Raw genomic sequence first — 25,825 nt, forward strand, 5'->3', positions numbered from 1 at the left:
CCAGGGGCTCTCAGGCGGCTTCGCCGCGGTCATGCACCGTGCTCTGCCGGTGCGGTGGACTGCCGCGTCCGTTCGACCCGCGCCGAGCGCAGGATGGCGGCGGACATGTCCACGAGGTCTTCGGAGTCCTCGATGGAGCTGACCGTCCAACGATGCTCGGGAGCGAGGGCCGGCACGGCGTCCCCCTTCCGGATGACCGCGCGGACTATCACAGAGGCATCGGCTTCACCTCGGGCACGGCGGATCTCGGAGTGCTCGGCCAAGGCCAGTGCGTAGACCTCCGTGCCCGTCGACCGGTCGAACCAGGGCATCAGCCGCAGTACCGCGTCGAAGATGTCCCTCTCACGCTGCATGAGCCGACGCTCCACGGGCTGCCACCACGGCATCGGCGGAGGACTCGTAGGAGGTATCTCCGGGCGGATCTCCAACCAGAGCGGCTGCAGCCCGCGAAAGCGGCGAAGAGCCCGCCACCGGGAGCCCACGCCTTGTCCGATGGGCGGGAGCATGAAACCGGCGAAGAAGAGCAGGGCACTGAAACCGGCCAGGGAGAAGGCGACGTCGGTGCTCAGCGAGTCCCAGTCGTGGCCGAGCCAGCGGGCGACGATCGCCGTGAACTTCAAGAGGTCGTAGCCGAACATGCACACCGCGCCGACGGTGATCAGCAGCAGGCCTGCCTTCAAGGTGCCCGGGACCTGCCTCGACCACCGCAGGCAGAGGACCACCATGGTGACGGCCGCGACACTGTGCGCCGCCAGGTAGAGGAGGATCATTTCGCGGATCCAGGGCGTACTGGAGTAATAGGTGTCCAGGTCCCGGAGCCGCTCGACCGGTGCGTCGCCCAGCGCGAACAGGGCGTACATGGCGACCATCACCGTGGCGTAGGTCGTCAGGCACAGCCGGGTCTGCCGCAGGGTGACGCGCGCATCCTCGTTTCCCCGCCAGTGGATCAGCAACACGATGCTGACGCCGTCGAACGCGGTCAGGATCGAGTACACGATGGGTGCCGCGATGTTCGGCATGCCGAACAGCTCGTTGATGACCGCGAGATTCGGGGGAGCCGCCGTGACGAACAGGAGGCCGGCGATGAAAAGAGCCACGACGACGGCCCTCAGAAGCGGGTCTCGCGGGTTCTTCCGCAGCGCCCAGAGTTTGACGGCGGTGGCGACGAATAAGCCGGCGGCTACGGACAGGTACGCCGTTCCCGCGTTCACCGACGGCTCCCGCGAGCCCCATGGGGGAGGGTGCGCATGATCAATTGCTCTCTGAGCGGGCGGCGTCGCCCACGCGCAGGTCGGAGCGGCGGATCTTGGAGAACTGGATGCTCAGGCGGGCCAGACCATTTGTTCCCGACACGCGGGTGTCGATCGTGGCACCCGTTTCGGCAGCGATGGCCGCCGGCCCGGACGACGGCCTCCCGGCGACCTCCGCGGCAGCCTCCGCAGCGGCCAAGGCGGCGTGGATCGTGGCCGCTTCGGCGAAGATGAGGGCGACGTCCGGCTCGCAGCCCTGCGAGGAGGCGTACCGCTCGGCCGCCTCGCGGTGGCTGCCGTCCAGGTGGGGCGCCAAGTTGAGCAGGCGATCGGAAATGTCGGTGGACCTGGCCATCGCCCGCATCTCCGGTGACGAGGTGAGGCGGATCCAGGTGGGCTTCCCGGGTCCCGCGAAGGGCTCGAGCGCACGCCAGAGGGGTTCCATCGCCCGATAGGCCCGCCAGGACCCCCACATCGACCCCAGCCGTGGCCCGACGACCGGCACCAGGAAGCCGATCGTCGTCATGCCGGCGCCCAGTCCCGCGAGGGGAGGGGCGACGTCGGTGCTCAGTGAGTCCCATCGGTCCGTACCGGCCCATCGGGCGCCGACGGCCAGGAATTTGAGCAGGGCGAACGACAAGCCGATACCGAACGCGGCTACGAGTATGCGCAGGCCCCAGTGGGTCCACGCTGCCTGGAGATCTCGGAGCTCACGGGCCCACCGCCAGCATTTCGTCGCCACCACGAGACTCGTGGCGATGTGCGCGGTCAGATAGAGCACGATCATCTCCCGCACGTACGGGGTGTTCGCGTAGAAGGTGTCGAAGTCGCGCTGCTGCTCGATGGGCACGCTGCTGAGGGAGAAGAGAACACAGAACGTCGCGATCAGTACGGCGGTCGCCGCGATCCATATCCTGGTGTGCTTCTGGAGGATCTCTTCGGGCCCCCCGCGCCAGTGGATGAGGAGCACGATCGAGCCGCACGACAGGCACGACAGGATGCAGTAGACGATGAGCGCCGACACGTTCGGGACGCCGGTGAATTTGTTGACCCGTTCGATCGTCGGCGGAGCACCGAACACGAAACCCGCCGCCGAGGCCGCGAGGATGACGAAAATCGAGTTCGACATCGGCGAGCGCCAGCTGCGCCAGAACGAGGGGGCCTTCACCGCCAGAGCGATCGCCAGGACGCCGGCGGGGATGTAATAGTCCGGTCCGGTCATGCTCAGTAGCCTCTACCCATGCTGGACTGGATCCGGCCTGCCAAACCGGTTGTCGTCACGGCACCGCCCCCTTGTAGACATTCGCGCAGCCGGGCTCCCATCTGCAGCCCGAACTCCTCCGCATCGCTTTCCTCTTGGGTGTCGACGTGGCTCCTCGCGGCGAGGGCGAGGAGATCGTCGCCCACCAGTTCTCCACCGAGCGACCTGGCGGCCGCCGCGGCAACGCCGTCGTGGGCCCCGTGGGTCAGGCACTCTCCCATCAAGGCATGCCACATCTCGTGTGCAAAGATCACGAACTGGTGGAGCGTCGTCGTCTGACTCTCGACGACGATGACGATCCGGTCGTCGAACCTCGCCGTGAGGCCACTGGCCGTCTCCTCGGGGAACTCGCGGAAGTACAGGAGGACCGGACGGAACGGGAGCGCGGCGCGGTCCTCGTTGAAGCGCCGCTCGACGTCGGCCCTCAGCACCGCGAACAGGCTGTCCGGATCCGAGGGGATCGGCCTGTCGAGACCGGCGAGAACCGCATCGCAGAACTTCGCGATCTTCCGCGCGGTGGATCGCCGCGCCAGGTGGGTTCTCGGCCCGGCGAGCAGGCTCTGATGGGACGGCAGCCTGCCGAGGGTCGCGCGTACCCCCTTGTGGAACCCCGCCATCTTCACCTCGTTCATCCCAATGCCCCCACTCTGCGTTCCCCTCCGATGGGCGGTTGAGCCGCGGCTCGCCCTACTGCTGCCCGTGGCCGAAAACCAGGTCGTCCACGGCGTCCGGACCCGACCCTAGGGTCCGGAGTCTTCTTGTGTGATCGCGTCCATGAAGGCCATCAAAGCCGTCTCCAGGCTCGGGGACAGCTCCTTGTCGCCGAGACGGAGCTGGACTTGCATGGCGTGACGGTTTCGCACGGCCCCGGAAGGATTCCTGAGGAGCGCCGTGAGGTTCGGGACGACCTTGCTGTCCAGAACCCGTTTCACGGCCTCCGCCGGCGTCTGGGTGAAGTACTCCATGGGGACGTCGAAGAACTTGGCGAGGCCGGCTCCGTGCCAGATGTTGGGCGTGCTGTGGTTCAGCAACTTGCCGTGCCACTGCGGGGTCATCCCGCTGCCGGCCGCGATCTCGGCGGTGGTGTACTGACGTCGGCCGCCGGTGTGCTTGTCCACGGTCAGCCGGGTTTCCCTGAGGAACACGATGCGGCGGGCCAGTTCGGCCGCGGCGCTCCTCGGCGCTTCGACGAGTTCGCCGTCGAGCAGTCGCCGGATGTCGGCCTCTGGAATGGAGCTGTGGAAGGAGAGGTCCCGCAGGTTGAAAACCGACGCCCGGTCGAGTCCCGCTTCCGACCGGAGCTCCTCGACCTCTCTCACGGTCCTGGCGAGGTGTTCGTACCCGTCGCTCACGGACCCTCCCGGTAGGCCTGGAGGGGATCCTGTGGTCGAGACGAGCCCGCGGCCCCCGCCGTCACTAGATCACGGAACGTTCGGATCCGCAATGAAATGATCGTTTCGCGGGAAGGCTAGCAGGTGCATGACCAGTGACCGTGGCGGCCGTGGTCCGTGGGGTGCTCCGGCCCGGTGCCGGCGATCTTCGTCACCGGAGGCGTCCCGACCGGTTGCAGGACTCCACCCGCGCCTGACAGCCTGGATCCCGAGCCGGTTCGACCGCGGGCCGGCCGGACCCGGGGGGACCGTCATGAACGTCAGAGCCACCGCCACAGCCGCCACCGCAGCCTTCGCGCTGGCCGCACTGGGTGCGGGACCGGCCTTCGCCGACAACCACAGCACCGTCGCCCCGCAGAGCCAGGGCGCGCAGTACATACAGAACGGTGCGCAGTACATACAGAACGGCCCGCAGTACCTGATGGACGGGAACTTCCAGCACGGGGCTCCGCAGAGCCTGATCGACGGCCAGTCCGAGCACCTGGCCCCGCAGCGCCAGGTGGTCGGCGACCTCGCCACCAACTAGGCCGGTCGGCGCACGGGAGGGCTCCCGGGTGGGGGACGCGGACGGGGCGGGCGGGCAGGTGGGGCAGGGCCCGGGGCGGGGCGGTTCGGCCGGTCCGGCACGGGCGGGTGGAGCCCGCCAGGAGGTGGCATCGGTTCCGTTCCGTCCCCGGGCGGCTGCGCAGGGTGTCCCGGCGACCCGGGGCGGTCGGCCCGTTCACCCGCGGTCCACCGGGGGGTCCGCCACCCGCCGGATGCGCCGGTGGGGATTGTCAGCCGGGCGTGCTTTGCTGGAGGCATGATCGAAGAATTCCTCGCCCGTGACCTGTCCGCCGTCGACGAGGCCGTCCGCAAGGCGGCGGCGATCGAGATCATGCCGAGATTCCGCCAGCTCGCCGACCACGAGGTCGACCAGAAGAGCGGCCCGCACGACCTGGTGACCGACGCCGACCGCAAGGCCGAGGAGTACCTCACGGCCGAGCTGACGCGGATCCTGCCCGGCTCGGCCGTGGTCGGCGAGGAAGCGGTCCACGCGGACCCCGCCGTGTACGGGGCGCTGCGCGGCGACGCGCCGGTGTGGATCGTGGACCCGGTCGACGGCACCCGGCAGTTCGTGCACGGCGACCCGGCGTTCTGCACGCTGGTGGCGCTCGCGCACCGGGGCGAGATACTCGCCTCCTGGACCTTCGCCCCGGCGCTGGAGGAGATGTCCACCGCCGTCCGCGGACAGGGCGCCTACGTCAACGGCGTGCGGATCAGCAGCGGTTCGCCGGAGCCCGGCGCCGAACTGCGCGTGGCCACCGCCCACCCCTTCTACACCACCGAGGAGGACCGGCGGATCCTGGCCCGTCTCGAGGTGCCCGGGGTGACCTCCCGGCCGTGCGGTTCCGCGGGGCTGGAGTACCTGCGGGTGGCCCGCGGCGAGATGGACGGCCTGGCCTTCAACTGGCCCTCCGCCTGGGACCACGCGGCCGGGCTGCTGCTGGTCGCGGAGGCGGGCGGCGCGCAGAGCACGGTGGACCGGGTCCCCTTCCGGGTGGACCGGGACAACGCGCTGCCGTTCGCGGTCGGCCGCGACGAGGCCACGGCGGTACGGATCCGCGAGCTGCTGCGGGGAGAGTGAGCCGATGGCCCCAGGGTCTGTCGTCACGTTCCCGTCCGCCTCGCGGCGTCCGGCCGCAGGAGCCCGCGGAGTTCGCATCTGGACAGGCGCCCTACCCTGGGGGCGGTGGCGCCGTCCGGACTAAGGAGTCGCAAGTGCCGTCGATTCTCGATGCGGTTGTGGTGGGGGCCGGGCCCAATGGGCTGACGGCCGCCGTCGAGCTGGCCCGGCGCGGTTTCTCGGTGGAGGTCTTCGAGGCCGCCGACACCGTGGGCGGGGGAGCGCGGACCGAGGAGCTCACCCTCCCCGGCTTCCGGCACGACCCGTGCTCGGCGGTGCACCCGCTCGGAGCCGGCTCGCCGGTCTTCGCCACGATGCCGCTGAAGCGGTACGGGCTGGAGTGGCTGCACGCCCCGCTGCCCATGGCGCACCCCTTCGACGACGGCACGGCGGCCGTGCTCTCCCGCTCCGTCGCGGAGACGGCCGCCTCCTTCGGGCCGCGCGACGCCGGGACGTACCGGCGGCTGGTGGAACCCTTCCTCGGGAAATGGGACTCCCTGGCCCGGGACTTCATGTCCCTGCCGTCCACCGCGCTGCCCCGCGATCCGCTCACTCTCGCGCGCTTCGGGCTCTGCGGGCTGCCGCCGTCCACCTGGCTGCTCGGCCGCTTCCGCGAAGACCGGGCCCGGGCCCTGTTCGCCGGACTCGTCGCACACGTCATCGCCCCGCTGGGCGGGATCGGCACCAGCGCCGTCGGTCTGGTCTTCGCGCTGGCCGCGCACGCGAACGGCTGGCCGATGCCGCGCGGCGGCTCGCAGTCGATCTCCGACGCCCTCACCGGCTACCTGCGCGACCTCGGAGGCACCGTCCACACCGGATTCGAGGTCAAACGGCTCGACGACCTCCCGCCGGCCCGGGCGTACGTCTTCGACACCTCGCCGACCGCGCTGGCCCGTATCGCGCGCCTGGGCCGCGTCTACGACGGCTACCGGTACGGGGCCTCCGTGTTCAAGATCGACTACGCCCTGGACGGGCCCGTCCCCTGGACCGCCGAGGAGCCGCGCCGGGCCGGAACCGTCCAGATCGGCCCGCGCACCCGCGACATCGACGCCGCCCTGCAGCTGGCTTCGGGCGGGCGTGCCCCCCGGACCCCCTTCCTGATCACCGCGCAGCCCAGTCTGGTCGACCCCGGCCGGGCCCCCGAGGGCAAGCACACCTTCTGGGCCTACGGTCACGTACCGGCGGGCTGGGACGGCGACCTCACCGACGCCGTCGAACGCCAACTGGAGCGCTTCGCCCCAGGGTTCCGCGACCTGGTGCTCGCCCGCGCCACGGCGGGCCCTCCGCAGCTCGCCGCCCGCAACCCCAACTACGTCGGCGGGGACATCGCCTGCGGAGCCGCCTCCGGGCTCCAGCTCCTGCTGCGGCCGAGGCTCACCCTGTCCCCGTACTCGACGGCCCACCCGGCGGTCTTCCTCTGCTCCTCGGCGACCCCGCCCGGGCCCGGCGTGCACGGCATGTCCGGCCACAACGCCGCCAAGGCGGTCTGGCGGCACCTGCGCTCCGTGTAGGCGGGAGTCGGCTTAGGCGGGCACCCCGGCGGGAGCTCAGGCCGAGGCCGTCTCCGGGGCACGCGGCCCTGCCCGCCTCGCGGCCCGGCTGGAGGAGGACGCCGACCGGTCGGAACAATGCCGCGGCGGCCAGGCAGTTCCCCGATTACCGTGCAGCACTCGCGAAGGAAGGAATCCCGATGCCGCGCATCACACTTGTCCGGGGAGACATCACCGCCCAGGAGGCCGACGCCGTGGTCAACGCGGCCAACTCCTCGCTGCTCGGCGGCGGCGGGGTCGACGGGGCCATCCACCGGCGCGGCGGACCGGAGATCCTCGCCGCCTGTGAGGACCTGCGTCGGTCCCACTACGGGAAGGGTCTGGCCACGGGCAAGGCGGTCGCCACCACCGCGGGCCGGCTGCCGGCCGGGCACGTGATCCACACGGTCGGGCCCGTCTGGTCGAAGGAGGAGGACCGCTCGGCGCTGCTGGCCTCCTGCTACCGGGAGTCGCTGCGGGTCGCCGACGAGCTGGGAGCCCGTAGCGTCGCCTTCCCGGCGATCTCCACCGGGATCTACGGGTGGCCCATGGACGACGGGGCCCGCATCGCGGTGGCCACCGTACGGGCGGCCCGGACGGAGGTCGAGGAGGTGCGCTTCGTGCTCTTCGACGAGCGCGCCTACGAGGCCTTCGCGGCGGCGGTGGGCGCGGACACCCCCTAGGGCTCCGCCCCGCACAACGAAATCCGAAGCAAGGGCTCTTCGGGACGGATGAACTGCACCTGGAATGAAAGGTTCACCAAAAGAAACCGAAGAGTAACCCTTGTGCCTCCCCTCTGGCGTGCGCATGATCAGGCACCTGTAGGTGGTGTTGATGAAGGGGAGCAAGTGGGCAAGAGGGCCGGTAGCGACGGGGGTGGCCTGCAGGCCGGCTCCCTGGGGACGTTCGACTCCGTGGTCATGGCGATCGCGGGCTGCGGACCGGCGTACACCGTCGCCGCGACCATCCCCGTACTCGTCGCCACCGTCGGTGTCGCCAGCCCCGCGGTGCTCCTCTACTGCGCGATCCCGATGATCGGCATCGCGCTGGCCTTCCGCCACCTCGGACGCCTCGACGTCAACGCCGGGGCGAGCTACTCCTGGGTGGCGCGCGCACTCCACCCCTTCCTCGGATTCCTCAGCGGCTGGGCCCTGGTCGTCGCCGCGACCGCCTTCCTCGTCTCCGCCACCCTCCCGGCCGGCAGCGCCACGCTCGCCCTCGTCAGCCCGGACCTGGCCGCGAACACGGGCCTGGCCACGGCCGTCGGCGCCGGATGGTTCCTGCTCATGGCCGTCGTGGTGGCGCAGGGCGCCCGGATCAGCCCGTACACCCGCCGGATCCTCACCGCCGGCCAACTCGCGCTGCTCCTGGCCTTCGCCGTCGCCGCCCTGGCCAAGGACGGGAACGCGGCGGACTTCTCGCTCTCCTGGTTCGGCTTCGGCCACTTCGACGAGTCGCACGGTTTCGTCGCCGGGGCGCTGATCGCGGGCGTCACCTACTGGGGCTGGGACGTCTCCAGCAACCTCAACGAGGAGACCCGCTCCAGTCCCCGTTCCTTCGGACTCGGCGGCCTGATCGGCGTCGCGGTCTCCTTCGCGGTCTTCGTCGTCTTCACCATCGCCACCAACGTCCTCATCGGTGCGGATGCGGTTCGCAAGAACCCCGACGGCTTCCTCTCCGTGCTCGGCGACGCCGTCTGGCCGGGCTGGGGCGGCCGGCTGCTCGTCCTCGCCGTCATGCTGTCCACGGTCGCCACCCTGGAAACGAGCCTCCTCCAGGCCACCCGCACGCTCTTCGCCATGGGCCGCGACCGCACCGTGCCCGCCGTGTTCGGCCGCATCCACCGCGACTGGCGGACGCCCTCCGTCGCCACGGCCACCGTGGCGGCCGTGGCGCTCCTCTTGGTCGCCGTCTCCGCCACGGCCGGCTCCGGGGCGCAGTTCGTACGGGACGCCGTCAGCGGCATCGGCCTGCACATCGCCTTCTACTACGCACTCGCCGGCCTGTCGGTCGTCGTCGCCTACCGCAAGGTGCTGTTCAGGTCCGTGGGCACGTTCCTCTTCATCGGCCTGTGGCCGCTCGGCGGAGCCCTGTTCATGATCTGGATCTTCGTCATGTCGGTTCCGGAACTGACCGGCAGCGCCCTCGTCATCGGCCTCGGGGCGCTCGCACTGGGCCTGATCCCGATGACCCTCTCCCGACTCCGGGGCGCCTCCTACTTCCGGCCCAGGCCCCTGGATCCCGAACAGGCGGATGCCGCGGACGAGTTGACCGGTGCGACCTCTGCCGCCGGGGGGCTCGCCGCGTCCGAACGGCGGGACGGAATCCTCACCGACTTCTGAAGTCCGCGGTCCCCGGGCACCCGGGGTTCGACGACCCTCGCGCCCCCAACGAAGAGAACCGAATCGAGGAGTGTGCATGGCGGCCTGGCTGCGCCGGCGTTCAGGAGCACCGGTCTACGACCAGGCGTACGGTGACCGCGGTCTCGAGGAATGCCGCCAGGACCTGGTGATGGGCCGCTGGGAAGGGGTCCGCGACCTCCTCGCGGAGCACCCCCGAGAGGACTGGGACCGGCGTGCGCACCGCATCCGGCTCCTCGCGGACGCCGCGGCGAGCAGCCGGACCGTGGACGTCTGGTACGCCGCCGACCCGGGCAACCCGGACGCCGCCCTGCTGCGCGCGGAGACCGAGGTGATGCGGATGTTCGCCGCTGCGAGCAGCGGGGCGATGCCCGGGAGGGACGCCCTGGACCAGGTGGCCCGGGCCTGCCTGCGGGCCTGCGACCTGGCACCCCAGGATCCGCATCCCTACGTCTGCCTCGTCACCCTCGGCAGGCTGTACGAGGGCGGCGACCCGAACATCGGCCACTGGTGGCAGGAACTGCGGGCCCGCGACCCCCACCACCGCGAGGGCCACCACCAGGTGCTGCGCTACCTGTCCGCCCGCTGGCACGGTTCGCACGGGGAGTCCTACAACTTCGCCTGGGACGGCGCCGTATACGCTCCCCCCGGTTCGCCCCTCGCGGTGCTGCCGCAGGTGGCGCGCGTGGAGCAGTACCGGCACGAGCGCGAGGCCCAGGGACAGTCGGCGGTCGGGCTGGCCACCCACTGGAGCGGCGAGCGGGCGCGCTGGGATCTGCGTACGGCGTTGGAGAACTGGATCGCACAGCGCACCAGGCCGTACGCCCAGGACGTCGCGGACCTCAACTACCTGGCCCACGGCCTGGTCCACGGGGGCATGGAGGAGGAGTCCGTGGAGGTCTTCGCCCTCCTGGACAACAGGGCCACGCGGATCCCGTGGTCGTACAGCGGCGACCCGGAGGCCCTCTTCATCCGCTGGCGGGACCGGGCACAGACTCTCGGCGCGTCGCGCTGACCGTTGAGGGCGGCCGGCGCCGTGGTCGGCCTCAGGGAGTCGAGAAGAGGCGGCCGTAGGCGGTGATGGCGGCGGTCGGGAAGCCGGCCGTGCGCAGGGCCGCCCAGAGGAGCACCTGGTTCGCGGTCAGGACCGGGCGGTCCAAGGTGGCCTCCAGGGCCGCGATCGCTCCGACGGCGCGGAAGCCGTTGCCGCCGATGACGACCGCCTCCGCCGTGTCGGGGACCTGCGCCGCCACCCAGTCGTGCAGGGCGCGGGGCGCGATGAGGGTCTGCCCGCTGGGGAGGCCGCAGGGGGCGGCGTACGGGACCTCGAACCCGGAGTCCTCGTAGTACCCCCGGCCCAGGTCGCTCAGCGTCTCGTCGAACCACGGCGGGTCCACGAGGGCGATCCGGCCGGCCCCCAGGGCCCGCAGCGCCTCGACCGCGGCGGCGCAGGTGGCGACCACGGGCAGCCCGTGGGTGAGCTTCTCCAGGCGGGCCAGCATGTGGGCCTCGCCGCGCGGGCCGATGACATAGGCGGAGCTGGTGAACGCGAAGGCGATCACCGCCACGGGCGCGGCGGCCAGCAGGGCTGCGGCCTCGTCCAGATGCGGGGGCTCCGCGAAGGCCCGTACGGGGGCGAGCGGGATGGTGGGGTCCATCGCTCCGCCGGTCCCCATCGCGCCGAACGGCACCCGGGCGGCGTGAATGCCGACGTCGGCCGGGGCCATGGCCCGCAGCTCGGACTCGGGGCCGACGTCGGCGTGCGGGGTGAGGACACCGAGGCGGACGCGTACGTCCCACCCGTCGGGCTGCCACATCGCGCGTTCCTCTCGGAGGCTGGGGGAGACGACCTACTTTGTCACCGCCCGGCCTCCGTACCGAGGGGCCGCGCCGCCGCGGGCGGGCCGCTGTGGGAGGTCGGCGGGGCTGCTCGGACCCCACCGGGTTGTCCACAGGGGCGGGGCATCCGGACCGATGTGTCCGAGGAGGTCGCTAGGCTTCTGGGATGACCACTCCGGAAGCAGCAGCCGAGATCCCCGATGCCCTGCAGGTGCTCCACCGTGTCTTCGGGTACGACTCCTTCCGCGGCGAGCAGCAGCAGATCATCGAGCACGTCGTCGGCGGCGGCGACGCGCTCGTGCTGATGCCCACCGGCGGCGGAAAGTCGCTCTGCTACCAGATTCCGGCGCTGGTCAGAGAAGGCCCGGGCGTGGTGATCTCGCCGCTGATCGCCCTGATGCAGGACCAGGTGGACGCGCTCAACGCGCTCGGGGTGCGCGCCGGGTTCCTCAACTCCACCCAAGGGGTCGACGAGCGCCGCGAGGTCGAGCGGGCCTTTCTCGGCGGCGAGCTCGACCTCCTCTACCTGGCTCCCGAGCGGCTGCGCACCGAGGGCACGCAGCGGCTCCTCGACCGCGCCACGGTCTCGGTCTTCGCCATCGACGAGGCGCACTGCGTCGCCCAGTGGGGCCACGACTTCCGGCCCGACTACCTCGCGCTGTCCATGCTGCACGAGCGCTGGCCGAAGGTGCCGCGCATCGCGCTGACCGCGACCGCCACCGAGGCCACGCACGCCGAGATCGCCTCCCGGCTGGGCCTGGGGGAGGCCCGCCACTTCGTGGCCGGGTTCGACCGGCCGAACATCCAGTACCGCATCGTCGGGAAGAACAACCCGGTCAAGCAGCTGCTGGAGCTGATCCGGACCGAGCACGCCGGTGACGCCGGGGTCGTCTACTGCCTCTCGCGGGCATCGGTGGAGAAGACGGCGGCGGCCCTGGTGGAGCAGGGCATCGACGCCGTGGCCTACCACGCGGGGATGGACGCCCGCACGCGCGCGGCCAACCAGTCCCGGTTCCTGCGGGAGGACGGGGTCGTGGTCGTGGCCACGATCGCCTTCGGCATGGGCATCGACAAGCCCGACGTGCGGTTCGTGGCCCACCTGGACCTGCCGAAGTCGGTCGAGGGCTACTACCAGGAGACCGGCCGCGCCGGCCGCGACGGGGAACCGGCCACGGCCTGGCTGGCCTACGGCCTCCAGGACGTGGTCCAGCAGCGCAAGATGATCGAGGGCTCCGAGGGGGACGAGGCGCACCGCCGTGCCCTGACGGCGCACCTGGAGGCGATGCTCGCGCTGTGCGAGACGGTCGGCTGCCGCCGGGTGCGGCTGCTGGCGTACTTCGGGCAGTCGGGCGAGCCCTGCGGGAACTGCGACACCTGCCTGGCCCCGGCCGAATCCTGGGACGGGACGGTCGCGGCGCAGAAGCTGCTGTCGACGGTGTGGCGGCTGGCCAAGGAGCGGCGGCAGAAGTTCGGTGCCGGCCAGATCATCGACATCCTCCAGGGCAAGAAGACGGCCAAGGTCATCCAGTTCGACCACGACGGGCTCTCGGTGTTCGGCATCGGCGCGGACCTGGGCACGGCGGAGTGGCGCGGGGTGGTGCGCCAGCTGCTGGCGCTCGGGCTGCTGGCGGTGGAGGGGGACTACGGGACGCTGGTGCTGACGGAGGCCAGCGGCGAGGTGCTCGGGGGCCGCCGCACCCTGTCGATGCGCAAGGAGACGGCACCGGCCGCCGGGTCCTCCCGCAAGGAGTCCGGATCCCGCTCCGGGAAGGGCGCCCGGGTACCGGTCGACCTGCCGGCGGCCGCGCTGCCGGTCTTCGAAGCCCTCCGCGCCTGGCGCGCGGAGACGGCGCGGGAGCAGGGCGTGCCGGCGTACGTCGTCTTCCACGACGCGACGCTGCGCGAGATCGCGACGCAGCGGCCGGGCACGGTCGCGGAGCTGGGCACGGTCAGCGGTGTCGGCGAGGCGAAGCTGGCCAAGTACGCCGAGGGCATCCTGCGGACCCTGGGCGGAGCCGGAGACGGCGACGGAGCAGGAGCCGACACCGACGGGGCGGCCGCGGCCGCGCCGGTACCCGTACCCGTACCGGCGCCGGCGCCGGAGGTCGCACCGGCACGGGTGGCGGCACCCGTACGGGCGGCCGCGCCGACACGGGCGGCCGCAGCGGCGCCGGCTGCCGTTGCGGTGGCCGCCCCGGCGGGCAGGGCCCCGGCCGGGGCCCCGGAGGAGAGCGAATCGCTCTTCGGGCCGGGGGACGAGGAGATGGACCCGCCGTGGGACGACTGGGAGTGACCCGGCCGCCGGGTGCGCGGACACCGGTCCGGGACCGGTTCCCGCGCCGCCGCGCCCCCGGCCCCGAACCGACACAGCGCCGGGGGCCGGAGCCTCGGATAGGGTGAATCGGTAGGAATCGGGCCCCCTGGGGTGAGGTCGGCGCATTGGACACGTACCAGGAGACGAGCGAGGTACCGGACCAGCCGGCGGCTGCGGTCGGGTACGCGGGCGTGCTGAGCGAACTGCTGCCGATCGCCCTGTGGCGGGAGGACGCCGACGGGCGGGTCGTCGAGTGGTCGCTGGCCGCCCAGGACCTGCTCGGCTACCGCCCCGAGGACATCCTCGGCCGGCTCGGCTCCGACGTGCTCGTCCCCGACAACAACCGCGAGCTCGCCGATCAGCTCACCCGCCGGGTCCAGGCCGGGGAGACCGTGGGCGGCACCCTGCCCGTGCGCCACCGCGACGGGCACCGCGTCCCGATGGAGATGTGGATCCTGCCCTCCCCCGATCCGCAGGGGCGCACCGGGGCCATGCTGATCGCCGTCGAGACCACCGAGGTCCTGCGGATGCGCGATTCCCTCGCCGCGCTCCAGACCCTCTTCACGCAGTCACCCATCGGCCTCGGCACCCTCGGCAACGACCTGCGCTTCCTGCGGGTCAACGACGCGCTCGCCCGGATGAACGGGGTGCCGGCCGCCGACCACGTGGGCAAACGCCTCACCGAGGTGGTGCCCGGGGTCAATGCCACCGCGCTCGAGGGGCTCATGCGCAAGGTGCTGGAGTGCGGCTCCGCCGTCGTGGACGTCCGCCGCACGGGCCGCACCCCCGCCGACCCCGACCACGACCGGACCTGGTCCTGCTCGTACGCCCCGCTGCTGGACGGCTCCGGGCGGCGGCTCGGCCTGATCGCCTCCCTCATCGACATCACCGACGGGCAGCGCGCCCAGGCCGAGGCCGAGCGGGCCCGGAGCCGGTTCGCCCTGCTCGCGGAGGCCGGCACCCGCATCGGCACCACGCTGGACCTGGGGCAGACCGCCCAGGAGATCGCGGAGGTGCTGGTGCCCCAGCTCGCGGACTCGGCGGACGTACAGCTGCTGGAAGCGGTCCTGGACCCCGACGAGGCCGGCGCGTCCACCCGTGGCGTGCTCCGGCGCCTCGCCGCCCTGTTCCCGGATCCCGCGGCGCCCACGGCCCGGCTGGTCCCCGGGCAGACCTTCCAGATCCCGGCGGGCACCGCCTACGAGCAGGTCATCAGCGAGGGCGTGCCGATGAACCTGTTCACGGCCGACATCCCGGCCCTGATCACGGATCCGCGCGCGGCCGCGCTGCGCGCGTACCTGGCCACCCTCGGCTGCGCCCGGATGGTCCCGCTGGTGGCCCGGGGCCGGGTGCTCGGGGTGGTGGTGGTGACCCGGGAGCGCGGGCGCGAGCCCTTCGACCGCGAGGACTGCGTGCTGATCGACGAGGTGGTCGCCCGGGCCGCCCTCAACATCGACAACGCCCGGATGTACACCACCCAGCGGGCGGCGGCCCTGACCCTGCAGCGCAGCCTCACCAACAACGCGCTGCCCGAGGTCACCGGCCTGGAGCTGACCGGCCGCTACCTGCCGGCCAGCGACCACGACGTCGGCGGCGACTGGTTCGACGTGATCGAGCTGCCGGGCGGCCGGACCGGTCTGGTGATCGGCGACGTGATGGGCCACGGCATCCACGCCGCCGCCGTCATGGGCCAGCTGCGCACGGCGGTACGCACCCTCGCGCGCCACGACGTGCCCCCGGAGCAGATGCTCCGCTCCCTGGACGCGGTGGTGGCCGACCTGGGCGAGGACGAGATGGCCACCTGCGCCTACGCCGTCCACGACCCGGCGACGGGCACGTGCGTCATCGCCCGCGCCGGCCACCCGCCGCCGGCCGTGGTCACCCCGGCCGGGGTCGTGAGCTTCCTGGACGGCCCGCCGGGGACCCCGCTGGGCACGGGCGGGCGGGAGTTCCGCACGGAGGAGGTGCAGCTGCCCCCGGGAACCCTGCTGGCGCTCTACACGGACGGCCTGATCGAGTCGCGGGACCGGGACCTGGACGAGGGGATGGCGGGCCTGGCGGAGGCCCTGAAGGGAGTTCAGGAGCCGCTGGAGGCCCTGTGCGACGTCATCCTGGCCAGGCTGCTGCCGGGGGCCCCGCAGGACGACGTGGCGGTCCTGCTGGCCCGCACCAGCTGAACCCGTATTGCACTAGCGCAAAAATGCTTTGTGTCTAGCGCAATGAATTGTTATCTTTTCTTCCATGTCTGCCAAGTCGCCGTCACCCATCGTGCTCACCGGCCGCCACGTCCGCCTGGAGCCCCTGACCAGGAGCCATCTCCCCGACCTGTACGTGGCCGGCGGCCGCGACGAGCAGGTGTGGCAGTGGCAGGGCGGTCCCGCACCGCAGTCCGAGGAGGAGCTGGGCGCCACGCTCGACTCCGTACTGGCGGACGCGGAGCGGGGCACGTACCTCCCCTTCGCCGTCATCCACCTCGAGACCGGCCGGGCCGTCGGCTGGACCACGTACCTCGACATCAGTCCGCAGAACGAGCGCCTGGAGATCGGCTGGACCTGGTACGGGCGCGCGTACTGGCGCAGCGCCGTCAACACCGAGACGAAGCTGCTGCTGCTCACCCATGCCTTCGAAGACCTCGGCATGGGTCGCGTGCAGCTCAAGACGGACCACCTCAACACCCGTTCCCAGGCCGCCATCGCCCGTCTCGGCGCCCGCCGCGAGGGCGTCCTGCGCCGCCACCGCCGCCGCCCGGACGGCACCTGGCGCGACAGCGTCTACTTCTCCCTCCTGGCCGACGAATGGCCCGAGGCGAAGGCCCGGCTGAGCGCCCGGCTCTGAGCGGCGGACACCGCCGCTACCAGGCCAGGTCCTCCAGGGCGTCCAGGTCCAGGACGGCCGGGGGCATCGGCTCCGGGGTTCCCGTCAGCGGGAGTTCGGCCCAGATGACCTTGCCGCGCTCCGTGTAGCGGGTGCCCCAGCGCTCCGCGTACTGCGCGACCAGGAACAGGCCGCGGCCGCCCTCGTCGGTCGTGGCCGCGTACCGCAGGTGCGGTGAGGTGCTGCTGCCGTCGGAGACCTCGCAGATCAGGGTGCGGTCGCGCAGCAGCCGGACCCGGATCGGGGCGGTCCCGTAGCGGATGGCGTTGGTGATCAGCTCGCTGAGGATGAGCTCGGCGGTGAAGGAGATGTCCTCCAGGTCCCACGCGGCCAGCTGCGCCGCCCCGGCCCGGCGGACCCGCGAGACGTCCGCCGGGTCGGGCAGCACCTCCCACTCCGCGATCCGGTCGGCCGCCAGCCTCCGGGTGTCAGCGATGAGCAGCGCGATGTCGTCGCTGGGCGCCGGGAACAGCATCGCGGCCAGTACGTCGGCGCAGGCCTGGTCGGGGCTGCGGTCGGGCCGGGTCAGGGTCTCGCTCAGCAGCGCCAGGCCGGTGTCGAAGTCCCGGTCGCGGTCCTCCAGCAGCCCGTCGGTGAAGAGCACCAGCCGGCTCGGCTCGGGCAGGTACAGCTCCGCGGCTTCGAAGGGCATCCCGCCGACGCCCAGCGGCAGCCCGATCGGCAGCTCCGGGAACTCGACCCGGCCGTCGGGGCCCACCAGGGCCGGGCCGGGGTGGCCGGCGCTGGCCATGGTGCAGCGGCCGGACACCGGGTCGTAGACCGCGTAGAGACAGGTGGCCCCCGTGACGCCCGAGGATTCGCCCTCCCCGGATTCGCCGTCCGCGGCGGACTCGTCCTGGTCGATCCGGTCGATCAGCTCGTCCAGGTGCCCCAGCAGCTCGTCGGGCGGCAGGTCGAGGGTGGAGAAGTTGTGCACGGCGGTCCGCAGCCGGCCCATCGTGGCGGCGGCGTGCACCCCGTGCCCCACCACGTCGCCGACGACCAGCGCCACCCGGGCCCCGGCGAGCGGGATCACATCGAACCAGTCCCCGCCCACCCCGGCCTTCGCGGGCAGGTACCGGAAGGCCACGTCCACGGCGCTCAGGTCCGGCAGCGCCCTCGGCAGCAGGCTGCGCTGGAGGGTCACGGCCACCGCGTGCTCGCGCGTGAAGCGCCGGGCGTTGTCGATGGAGACGGCCGCCCGCGCCGCCAGCTCCTCGGCGAAGGACAGGTCCTCCTCGTCGAAGGCCTCGGGGGTTTCGGACCGCCAGAAATTGGCCATCCCCAGGACCACCCCGCGGGCCTGGAGCGGTACGGAGATCAGCGAGTGCAGGCCGTAGTCCAGGGCCACCCGGGTCCCTTCCCGGTCCTGGGCCAGCCAGCCGAAGGCGGAGTTCAGATCGGCCGCCAGGACCGCCCGCCCCCCGGCCAGGGCCGCCGCCATCGGCGCGGTCGGCACCACGAACCGGATGGTGTCCCCGACGGGCTGCAGCGGCTGGTCGCTGCGGACCCCGCTCATCGCGGCCCGCCGCATCTCGGTGTGCCCGCCCGTGCTGGGCTCCTCGCCCCGCAGTACGGGCTCCAGCAGCTCCACGGTGACGAAGTCGGCGAACCGCGGGACCGCGACCTCGGACAGCTCCTCGGCGGTGCGCACCACGTCGAGGGTGGTCCCGATCCGCACGCCCGCGTCGTAGAGCAGCTGGAGGCGGTCGCGGGCCACCGCGGCCCGGCCGGAGAGCGCGGCGAGCTCGGTGGAGTCGCGCAGGGTCATGACGGTGCCCGACGGGCGGCCCCCGTAGGGCTTGGTCGGCCGTACGTTGACGGCCAGGAGCCGGTCGCCCGACAGGTGGACCTCGTCGGTGGCGACCCGCCCGGAGGCCAGCAGCGCGGCCGTGCGCGGGTCGAGGCCCAGATCGCCGACGTGCCGCTGCTCGGCGTCGGGCGGCAGGGCGAGGAGGCGGCGGGCCTCGTCGTTGGCGAGGACGAGCAGGCCGTCCGCGTCGATGATCAGGACGCCCTCGCGGACGGCGTGCAGAACCGCCTCGTGGTGTTCGTTCATCCGGGTCATCTCGGCCTCGCCGAGCCCCCGGGTCTGGCGCCGCAGCCGCCCGCTGACCAGGGCGGCGCCGCCGGTACCGAGCAGCAGCGCGCCGGTCGCGGCTCCCAGGAGCAGGGGCAGCTGGCCGCGGACGACCCCGCCGACGTTGGCGACCTCGATGCCCGTCGCGACCAGCCCGACGACGGCCCCCGAGGAGTCCCGTACGGGGACCACCGCGCGGACGGCGTCGCTCGGCTTCCCCTTGAAGGTCTCGGTGAAGGCCTGCCCGGACACGGCTCGGGAGAGGTCGCCGATGGCGCGCTGGCCGATCAGCTCGGGGCGGGAGTCGGTGTAGCGGATCCCGTCCTTGGACATGACGGCGATGAAGTCCACGCCCGAGGCCTGGCGGGCCGCCTCGGCCAGCGGCTGGAGCTCCGCGGTGGGGTCCGGGGACTTCAGGGCCGCCGGGAGGCCGGGGCCGTGCGCGAAGGCCTCGGCGGCCGCCAGGGACCGGTTGCGGGCGTCGCGCTGGCTGTCGTAGCGGGCCTGGAAGAACAGGGCCAGCGTGGCGGCGGTGATCAGGACCAGCACGATGACGGCCTGGAGGGCGAAGACCTGGCCGGCGACGCTGCGCGCGCCGAGGGACAGGCGCGCGAAAAGCCGGGAGAAGGGGCGCGTCAACCGGCGTACGAGCCTGCGCGCGGCCCGTACCGGGCCCGGACCGGAGGGGGGCCGGGGCGGGGGCTCGTGCGTGCCGGACGGGGGCCCGGGGGCGGGCCCGGACGGCAGTCCGTCCGCCGGCCCGCTCTCGGGCGCCCCTTCAGGGCCCCTCGGTGGGCCAAAACGTCCGGTCATGAGCCATTTCTAACACTGTCGGTGGGGTTTGGGGGAGGCTCCGCCGCGGTAGCCGCCGCGCGATAGGCCCGGGGGCTCGTCCCGACGCGTGCCGTGAAGTGCTGGCGGAAGGTGACCTCGCTGGTGAAACCGGCCAGCCGGGCCACCTCGGTGACCGGGTGGTCGGTGCGCTCCAGCAGTTTGCGGGCCTCGTCCAGACGGTGGCCGAGGAGCCATTTGTGCGGGGTGGTGCCGGTGGCGGCCGCGAAGTGCCGGGCGAAGGAGCGCGGGGACATTCCGGCCCACCGGGCCAGGGTGCCCACGTCCAGCGGCTCCCGCAGCCGCCCCAGCGCCCGTGCCCGTACGGCGGCCAGTGCCTCGGCCGTCCGGTCGGCGACCGGGGTCGGGCGGTCCAGGTACTGGGCGTGGTCCCCCGTGCGGAAGGGGCCCGTCACCATCGAGCGGGCGATGGCGGCGGCGGCCTCGGCGCCGTGGGCCTCGCGCACCAGGTGGAGGCAGAGGTCGATGCCGGAGGCCACCCCGGCGGAGGTCCACACCCCGCCGTCCTCCACGTAGAGCGGGGCCTCCTCGACGTGCACGGAGGGGTGGCGGCCCGCCAGCGCCGGGGCCAGGGACCAGTGGGTCACGGCCCGGCGCCCCGCGAGCAGCCCGGCCTCGGCCAGGATGAACGCGCCCGCGCACAGGGCGGCCACCGCGATCCCGCGGGCATGGGCGTCGCGCAGCGCGGCGAGCACCGGCTCGGGCGTCGGATCGCAGGGCCGGGCCAGGGCCGGGACCACGACCAGATCGGCGCCGGCGAGCCACTCGAGCCCCCGGTCCGGGGTCAGGGACAGCCCGCCCGGGAGCGGGATCGCACCGGGGGACAGGGCGCACCGGCGCAGCTCGAAGGGCGGGACTCCGAGCAGGCCCCGGTCGGGACCCCAGACCTCGGTGATGACGGCGAGGTCGAAGGCGCGGATACCGGGCTGGACGACGATCGCAACGCGGTGCATGGCGTGAGTCTGCCACGACTTTCCGGGCCTCTAGGGGCCAAAAGGGCCTCTGACCTGGGCGGGAGGGAATTTTCGCGGCTTCGGCGGGTGGCCGCCGGCCGGCTGTGGGGCGGCTGCCGTGCCGACTGCCAGGTTGGCAGGATCCCATCGGTTCCGGTCCCGGCCGCTGCTGTCGCGGGACCCGCCGGCGTTCGAGGATTGAGCCATGAAGAACGAGATCGAGATCGCCGCGAACAGTGCCCTGCTCGTCATCGACGTCCAGAAGGGCTTCGACGACGCAGCCTTCTGGGGCCCGCGCAACAACCCGGCCGCCGAGGCCAACATCGCCGCCCTGATGGACGAGTGGGAGGGGTCCGGCCGCCCGGTGGTGCTGGTCCAGCACGCCTCGCGCTCCGCCGGTTCCGTCCTCGCGCCGGACCAACCCGGCTACGCCTTCAAGGAGTTCGTCGCCGAGCGGGCCGGGCGGGCCGCCCTGCACATCACCAAGTCCGTCAACTCCTCCTTCTACGGCACCCCGGACCTGGGCGACTGGCTCGAAGGCGAAGGCATCCGGCAGCTCGTCGTGGTGGGCATCCAGACCAACATGTGCGTGGAGACCACCGCCCGGATGGCGGGCAACCTGGGCTACGAGGTCCTCGTACCGCTGGACGCCACCCACACCTTCGACCTCGAGACGCAGCTGGAGGGCGGAGCGGGCGAAGGCGCCGGGGCGGACCCGTCCGCCGAAGCCGGGCCGACCGTACTGCGGCTGACGGCCGACCAGCTCGCTGCCGCCACCGCCGTCAACCTCCAGGGCGGCGGGTTCGCCCGGATCGTCACCACCGGTCAGCTGCTCTCGGCGGCCCGCGCCCAGGTCGCCGCGTAGTACCGCAGCCGGTCGTCCTCACGGACCAGGGTCATCCCGGCGGCCGCCATCACCCGCTGCGAGGCCACGTTGGCCAGGTCGGTGTCCCCGTCCGCGCCCGCCGCGCCGTGGCTCCGGGCGTGCTCCAGCAGCGCGCGCAGCGCCTCCGCCGCGAAGCCCAGGCCGCGGACCGCCGGAATCAGGCCGTAGCCGATCGAGACCCGGCCGTGTGCGTCGGCCGGGCCGTGGAAGCCGGCGCCGCCGATCGCCAGTCCGTCTGCGCGGCGCTCGATCTCGTACGCCCCGTAGGGCCACGGATTCCCGTGGCCGGCCAGTACCTCCAGGAACCGTGCGGCTCCGCTGCGGTCCGCGGGGCCGGGGTAGCCGGGCCCCCAGCGGTCGCCCGGACCCGCCGTGCCCGCGGCGATCCGCCGGGCGAGAGGGGGATCCAGGGGGCGCAGGAGCAGCCGTTCGGTCGGCAGGGGGGCGGCGGTGTCCTCCGCCTGGGGATCGGACATGGGGGCACCCTAGGGGCTTCGTCAACCGCGCGTGTCGTACGCACGTCCTACAAGTCCCACCAGCGGCAACGGGTTTCGGTCGCACGGGTCTCGGGAGCGGCGGGCGGTGAACCCTCCCCGGAACAGCACCAGGCCGCCCCTTCACCGGGTCCCGGAGGACCCGGTGAAGAGACGGCCTAGGAGGACGGGGTCACCAGAGGACGGGCATCCGCTCCGGGATGCGCTTCATGAAGCCGGTGCGCCAGACGAGCTGCTCGATCGGCACGGCCAGGTCCAGGTTGGGCAGCCGGTCGAGGAGGACCTCGATGGCGATCTGGGCGTGCCGCTTGCCCAGCGCGGTGGCGGGGCAGTAGTGGCCGCCGCCGCCGAACGACAGGTGCGCGTTCGGGTTCGGACGGTCGAGGCGCACCGTGTGCGGGTCCTCGAACTCGGCCGGGTCGTGGTTGGCGGCCTCGACCAGGACGAGGACCAGCTCGCCCTTCTGCACGGTGACGTCACCGAGCTGCATGGTCTCGGTGGCGATGCGCGGTAGCCCGTCGGCGATCGACAGGTTGATGCGCAGCAGCTCGTCCACGGCCGCCGGGATGAGGGACGGGTCCGCGATCAGCTCCGCCTTCAGCTCCGGGTGCTGGATCAGGGACACGAGGGCCATGGTGAGGAAGCCCATGACGCTGATGACGCCCGCACCGAACATCGTGACGCCGACGGTGGCCAGCATCTCGTCCGTCAGGTGGTCGTAGTCGGAGTCCTCGCGCAGGGCGGCGAGTTCGCCCATGAGGCCGGTGGTCTCCGGGTCGTTGAGACGGCCCACCATGTGGTCCATGTCGCGGTCCCAGTTGATGCCGGCGGCCGGGATGCTCTTCGCGCTGTTCATGAACGCGACGTGCAGCGACTTGTAGAGGCCGGGACCGTCGGACTGCGGGATGCCGAGGATCTGGCAGTGCAGCCCGGTGGAGTAGGGGACCGTGAAGTCGCTGCGCAGGTCGGCAGGGATTCCGGTCGCCACGATCTGGTCGACGAGCTCGTTCGCGTGGCGGACGAGCCATTCCTCCAGGCCGGGGGCCTTCGGGTTGAGGGCCTTCATGACGGCCTTGCGCAGGCCGGCTCCGGTGATGTTCCCCATGTTGTTGACCACCTCGGGGGGGATGGTCAACGCGTACTGGCGGGGAGCACCTTCGGCGGAGGTGTCCTTGAGGGAGAAGCGCGCGTCGTCGAGCACCTGACGGCACAGGGCGTACGAGGACACCAGCCAGGCTTCCGCTCCGGCTATGGTGCGGACCTTCTTGACCGGCTCGTTGGTGAGCAGGTGCGAGATCACGTCGGGCAGCCTCGTGCCGTTCGCGTCGAACGGGAAGCTCGTGAGCTCCTCGGCCGCGGCCGGGCTGGTCGGGTCGATGGTGGTGGTCATGCGGGGCTGTCCTGTTCTTCGGCGGGGGTGATGACCGCGTGGCCCTGGTTGCGTGAGGCGCGCAGGCCCCAGCCGCGTGCGTACAGCAGCTCTGCCAACGGCAGGGCCTGGTGATAGCAGTTGAGCGAGGAGTTGACCCCGAGGATGGCGGGGGTGTCCAGGAACAGCGGCACCTCGGCGCACACGTACTTGATGCACACTTCGCGCTGGAGTGCCGTGGGCGGCTGGCCGTTCAGCTTGTCGGCGAGGAACCGGGCCGCGAGCTGGTCACAGACCTCGCGGAACTCCGGGTCGTCGGCCATGAAGACGTCCAGCTGGGAGCGGATCCGCTGGTAGGCGGGGAGCTCCAGGAGCGAGGACATGGGGCGTCCGCGCAGCCGTTCGCCTTCGGGGTCGAGGGCGGCGACGGCGCCGGTGACCTTGGCGCGCACTCCGCGGAGGTTCTTCACCGCCTTGCGCTGCGCTTCGATTTCGGGGTAGCCGAGAGCCACGAACATCTCGGCTACGTGCATGTCGGTCCAGATCAGGTCGACCTGCCGGAAGTGTTCGAGTCCCCACCGGGCGAGGTCCGTCACGCGGTCGTGCGTGAAGTAGGAGTTCCCCGACGAGATCCCGATGACGGCGTGGTCACCCTCGTCGTGGATTACCTGGCAGTGAGGGGTATAGGGACGGACGGCGAAGATGCCTTTGATGGCAGTCGTCAACGTGATTGTTTCCCCCGCGCCGCTAGTCCCAGCAGGGCCTTGTGCCCTGGGTGTGGCGGCGCCGATCCAGAAGTTAGCCGAGCACACGTCAGTGCTCCAGAGCTACTGGCTGGTTACTCTGCGAATCAGCCCGCGACCATGAGGTGATATTGCCCGGTTACCCTACGAATTGATTCGTAGGCGCAGGGTGATAACCAGCCAATCACGCCGTGGTCAATCGACGCGAACCGGGCCCCCGCGGTGTCTGATTCTGCCCCCCTCCGCCGTCCGCCGCGGGAAGGCGGGCGGCGCGCCCCAGCGGCCCGCCCGTAGGCCATTCTACGCCCCGCAACCCCTTGGGCACGAGACTGTCCAAAGGTCAACACCCTTGCACCACAAGGATTTTTGGAAGATGTGGTTCCGATACTGGCTGGTCGGTACCTCGTGCACACTGAGCCGCATACCCAATGGTCGGTGAATGATCATCCGGAACCCCGGACTCTGGTAGCGAGGGCTCGATCCCCCCTCAGCACCCCCTGGATGACGGCGATTTCAAGCCACTGGTCGAATGATGCCCAGGAATTGCCCCTTCCATCTCACGATCCGGCCCTCGCTCTGGCCTCGTAAGCACCTCGAGCCTCCGAGAACCGCTCCGCTCCCAGCCGTTCGCGCAGTCCTTCCAGCAACGGCCGGACCAACTGGCGGCCCGCCTGCGGGCCCAGGGGGGTCGCCGACCGGGTGGCCCAGGCCGTCGCCAGCCGCCCGTACGCGTCCTCGCCCGGCGCCCCCGCCGGCAGGGCGATCCGGTCGCCCGTGACGCCGCGCGCGGCCGCCGCCGTGCCGAGGTCACCCTCGCCGGTGGCAGCCGTCGCCAACTGCTCCGGCGCCTTGGCCCGTTCGGGGGAACTCCCGTCGCTCCCGCTCCCGTCGCTCCCGCTCCCGTCGCTCCCGCTCCCGTCGCCCGCGCTGTCGCGCGAACGCGCGACCTCCGTCCGGGCCGCCGTGCTCGTCAGTGTCATCCGCCCTCCCGTACCGCATATCCCTGCGCCGTCAGCCGTTCGCGGGCCGCCGCGAGGGCGGATTCCCGCGCGGCCCGGTGCCCACCCGCCCAAGCCCGCATCCGGGCCGGCCCGCTGCCCGCCGGCGTGGCGACCGCGCCGGCCTGTTGGGCCGACCGCCCGGGACCGTCCAGGGCTCCGGCCGCCGTCGCCTGCCGCTCCCGGTTCGTCGACCCGGTCGCCCGGGTCGCGGTGTCCTGCGCCCGCCCGCCCTCGATCAGCTGCTGCGACACCTCGCCCGCCCGGCCGAGTTGGGCGTCCCGGCTGCTCCGTGCGGCCGCCTGGCCCACCATCCGGCCCTCCGTGCCCGCCAGTTCGGCCCGGGTCCGGCGGGTCGCCGCGATCCGCTCCCGCAGCGCGGAGAGCTCGGCGGGGGTGCCGGGCGGCGCCGTGTACGCCGGGTTGACGGGGATGTCCACGCTCTCGCCGGGGCGCAGCCCCGCCAAGTGCGCGGTGTACGCCGGCCCGCGCCGACCCGGGCACGCTGCTGGAAGTCGGAGAAGTCCCGGTACCGCTGCGTGCTGGTGCCGCCGTCCGGGGTGCTCGTGCGGACCTGGAGGGGCGGCGGGTTGGTGGGGTCGTAGACGAACCGCGTGGAGCCGTGGCCGGTCCGGTTCCCGTCCCCGTCGTACACCGGGAAGCGCAGCTCCGAGCTCTGCGGCCGGCCCGCCGTCCCCTCCCGGTACGGGACTGCGCGCCAGCCGCGTCGATCAGCCGCTCCTGGGCCCGGTGACCACCGGATCGGGGTCGTGGCGGCTCTGCGGCGGCTGCGTCGGCTGGGTGTCCCGGTCGGCCGGGATGACGCCCGGCTCCGGCGCGTGCCGGGCGGCCGCGGTGTGCCCGGCCCGCACGGCGTCCCCGGCCCGCACGGCGTCCCCGGTCATCCCGGTGGCGGCGCGGTGGTCGGCCGCCTGCTGGTTGGCGTCGGTGCGGGCCTCTTGGCCG

The 25,825-nt window shown here is 72.4% G+C and carries 23 protein-coding genes; 10 read left to right on the forward strand and 13 right to left on the reverse strand.

Translation table 11 applies throughout. The annotated features are described in order from the left end of the window. Positions 1 to 29 precede the first annotated feature (29 nt). From OG490_RS30130 to OG490_RS30145, 4 genes are all read right to left on the reverse strand, one after another. Positions 30 to 1,211: an MAB_1171c family putative transporter gene (locus OG490_RS30130; RefSeq protein ID WP_330299414.1), complete on the reverse strand. Its 1,182-nt coding sequence runs from the start codon at positions 1,209 to 1,211 to the stop codon at positions 30 to 32. A 40-nt stretch (positions 1,212 to 1,251) separates the two neighbouring features. After that, the gene (locus tag OG490_RS30135; RefSeq protein WP_330299415.1) at positions 1,252 to 2,472 is read right to left on the reverse strand and encodes an MAB_1171c family putative transporter; all 1,221 of its coding nucleotides are present in this window, start codon (positions 2,470 to 2,472) and stop codon (positions 1,252 to 1,254) included. Positions 2,473 to 2,474: 2 nt separating this feature from the next. Further along, on the reverse strand, positions 2,475 to 3,143 hold the full coding sequence (locus OG490_RS30140) for a toxin-antitoxin system, toxin component (protein ID WP_330299416.1): 669 nt from the start codon (positions 3,141 to 3,143) through the stop codon (positions 2,475 to 2,477). A 108-nt stretch (positions 3,144 to 3,251) separates the two neighbouring features. Beyond that, positions 3,252 to 3,863, reverse strand: a complete 612-nt coding sequence (locus OG490_RS30145; protein WP_330299417.1) for a hypothetical protein — start codon at positions 3,861 to 3,863, stop codon at positions 3,252 to 3,254. A 292-nt stretch (positions 3,864 to 4,155) separates the two neighbouring features. Here OG490_RS30145 and OG490_RS30150 point away from each other — a divergent pair, with 292 nt between their 5' ends. The 6 genes from OG490_RS30150 (at position 4,156) to OG490_RS30175 (ending at position 10,472) form a co-directional block, all read left to right on the forward strand. Next, a complete protein-coding gene (locus OG490_RS30150) occupies positions 4,156 to 4,428 on the forward strand; it encodes a hypothetical protein (RefSeq protein WP_330299418.1) in 273 nt (90 codons plus the stop codon). 276 nt (positions 4,429 to 4,704) lie between these two features. Continuing rightward, positions 4,705 to 5,529 carry an inositol monophosphatase family protein gene (locus OG490_RS30155; RefSeq protein ID WP_330299419.1) on the forward strand — a complete coding sequence of 275 codons (825 nt, stop codon included), beginning with the start codon at positions 4,705 to 4,707 and terminating at the stop codon, positions 5,527 to 5,529. A 134-nt stretch (positions 5,530 to 5,663) separates the two neighbouring features. Further along, positions 5,664 to 7,079, forward strand: coding sequence for a phytoene desaturase family protein (locus tag OG490_RS30160; RefSeq protein WP_330299420.1), 1,416 nt, complete (start codon positions 5,664 to 5,666; stop codon positions 7,077 to 7,079). Between the two features lie 179 nt (positions 7,080 to 7,258). Further along, positions 7,259 to 7,780 (forward strand): O-acetyl-ADP-ribose deacetylase, encoded by a 522-nt coding sequence (locus OG490_RS30165; protein ID WP_330299421.1) that lies wholly within the window; start codon positions 7,259 to 7,261, stop codon positions 7,778 to 7,780. 165 nt (positions 7,781 to 7,945) lie between these two features. Then, entirely contained in the window at positions 7,946 to 9,439 is a 1,494-nt protein-coding gene (locus OG490_RS30170; RefSeq protein ID WP_330299422.1) for an APC family permease, read from the forward strand. A gap of 76 nt (positions 9,440 to 9,515) precedes the next feature. Next, complete coding sequence (locus tag OG490_RS30175; RefSeq protein ID WP_330299423.1) at positions 9,516 to 10,472, forward strand: hypothetical protein; 957 nt, start codon at positions 9,516 to 9,518, stop codon at positions 10,470 to 10,472. Between the two features lie 31 nt (positions 10,473 to 10,503). Here OG490_RS30175 and OG490_RS30180 read toward each other — a convergent pair whose 3' ends face one another. Next, positions 10,504 to 11,274 (reverse strand): maleate cis-trans isomerase family protein, encoded by a 771-nt coding sequence (locus tag OG490_RS30180; RefSeq protein ID WP_330299424.1) that lies wholly within the window; start codon positions 11,272 to 11,274, stop codon positions 10,504 to 10,506. Between the two features lie 188 nt (positions 11,275 to 11,462). On the opposite strand from OG490_RS30180, the gene recQ reads away from it, so the two are divergent. The 3 genes from recQ (at position 11,463) to OG490_RS30195 (ending at position 16,445) form a co-directional block, all read left to right on the forward strand. Further along, complete coding sequence (recQ, locus tag OG490_RS30185) at positions 11,463 to 13,589, forward strand: DNA helicase RecQ (RefSeq protein ID WP_330299425.1); 2,127 nt, start codon at positions 11,463 to 11,465, stop codon at positions 13,587 to 13,589. A gap of 146 nt (positions 13,590 to 13,735) precedes the next feature. Continuing rightward, positions 13,736 to 15,787, forward strand: coding sequence for a SpoIIE family protein phosphatase (locus OG490_RS30190; RefSeq protein WP_330299426.1), 2,052 nt, complete (start codon positions 13,736 to 13,738; stop codon positions 15,785 to 15,787). Positions 15,788 to 15,851: 64 nt separating this feature from the next. Then, on the forward strand, positions 15,852 to 16,445 hold the full coding sequence (locus tag OG490_RS30195; RefSeq protein WP_330299427.1) for a GNAT family N-acetyltransferase: 594 nt from the start codon (positions 15,852 to 15,854) through the stop codon (positions 16,443 to 16,445). A 16-nt stretch (positions 16,446 to 16,461) separates the two neighbouring features. On the opposite strand, the gene OG490_RS30200 is transcribed toward OG490_RS30195, so the two are convergent. Together OG490_RS30200 and OG490_RS30205 are read right to left on the reverse strand one after the other, a co-directional pair. Beyond that, positions 16,462 to 19,377 carry a SpoIIE family protein phosphatase gene (locus tag OG490_RS30200; protein ID WP_443065895.1) on the reverse strand — a complete coding sequence of 972 codons (2,916 nt, stop codon included), beginning with the start codon at positions 19,375 to 19,377 and terminating at the stop codon, positions 16,462 to 16,464. Then, positions 19,374 to 20,369 (reverse strand): GlxA family transcriptional regulator, encoded by a 996-nt coding sequence (locus OG490_RS30205; RefSeq protein WP_330299429.1) that lies wholly within the window; start codon positions 20,367 to 20,369, stop codon positions 19,374 to 19,376. Before OG490_RS30205 ends, OG490_RS30200 begins: the two co-directional genes overlap by 4 nt. Positions 20,370 to 20,574: 205 nt before the next feature. Between OG490_RS30205 and OG490_RS30210 the strand changes: the two genes are divergently transcribed. Then, entirely contained in the window at positions 20,575 to 21,234 is a 660-nt protein-coding gene (locus tag OG490_RS30210; protein WP_330299430.1) for a cysteine hydrolase family protein, read from the forward strand. Here OG490_RS30210 and OG490_RS30215 read toward each other — a convergent pair. The 6 genes from OG490_RS30215 to OG490_RS30240 all read right to left on the reverse strand — a co-directional run bounded on the left by OG490_RS30215 (position 21,195) and on the right by OG490_RS30240 (position 25,764). After that, positions 21,195 to 21,731, reverse strand: coding sequence for a GNAT family N-acetyltransferase (locus OG490_RS30215; protein ID WP_330299431.1), 537 nt, complete (start codon positions 21,729 to 21,731; stop codon positions 21,195 to 21,197). The two genes, OG490_RS30210 and OG490_RS30215, sit on opposite strands and share 40 nt — an antisense overlap. A gap of 190 nt (positions 21,732 to 21,921) precedes the next feature. Next, positions 21,922 to 23,139 (reverse strand): cytochrome P450, encoded by a 1,218-nt coding sequence (locus OG490_RS30220; RefSeq protein WP_330299432.1) that lies wholly within the window; start codon positions 23,137 to 23,139, stop codon positions 21,922 to 21,924. Beyond that, positions 23,136 to 23,843: a tRNA-dependent cyclodipeptide synthase gene (locus OG490_RS30225; RefSeq protein ID WP_330299433.1), complete on the reverse strand. Its 708-nt coding sequence runs from the start codon at positions 23,841 to 23,843 to the stop codon at positions 23,136 to 23,138. Before OG490_RS30225 ends, OG490_RS30220 begins: the two co-directional genes overlap by 4 nt. Positions 23,844 to 24,418: 575 nt before the next feature. Next, positions 24,419 to 24,841: a hypothetical protein gene (locus tag OG490_RS30230; protein ID WP_330299434.1), complete on the reverse strand. Its 423-nt coding sequence runs from the start codon at positions 24,839 to 24,841 to the stop codon at positions 24,419 to 24,421. Continuing rightward, on the reverse strand, positions 24,838 to 25,326 hold the full coding sequence (locus OG490_RS30235) for a hypothetical protein (RefSeq protein ID WP_330299435.1): 489 nt from the start codon (positions 25,324 to 25,326) through the stop codon (positions 24,838 to 24,840). The genes OG490_RS30230 and OG490_RS30235 overlap by 4 nt, the downstream gene beginning before the upstream one ends. 264 nt (positions 25,327 to 25,590) lie before the next feature. Continuing rightward, positions 25,591 to 25,764 carry a hypothetical protein gene (locus OG490_RS30240; RefSeq protein WP_330299436.1) on the reverse strand — a complete coding sequence of 58 codons (174 nt, stop codon included), beginning with the start codon at positions 25,762 to 25,764 and terminating at the stop codon, positions 25,591 to 25,593. Between the last annotated feature and the right edge of the window lie 61 nt (positions 25,765 to 25,825).

Origin of the sequence: Streptomyces sp. NBC_00503 (assembly GCF_036346895.1) — a bacterium.
In the GTDB taxonomy this organism is placed as follows: domain Bacteria; phylum Actinomycetota; class Actinomycetes; order Streptomycetales; family Streptomycetaceae; genus Streptomyces.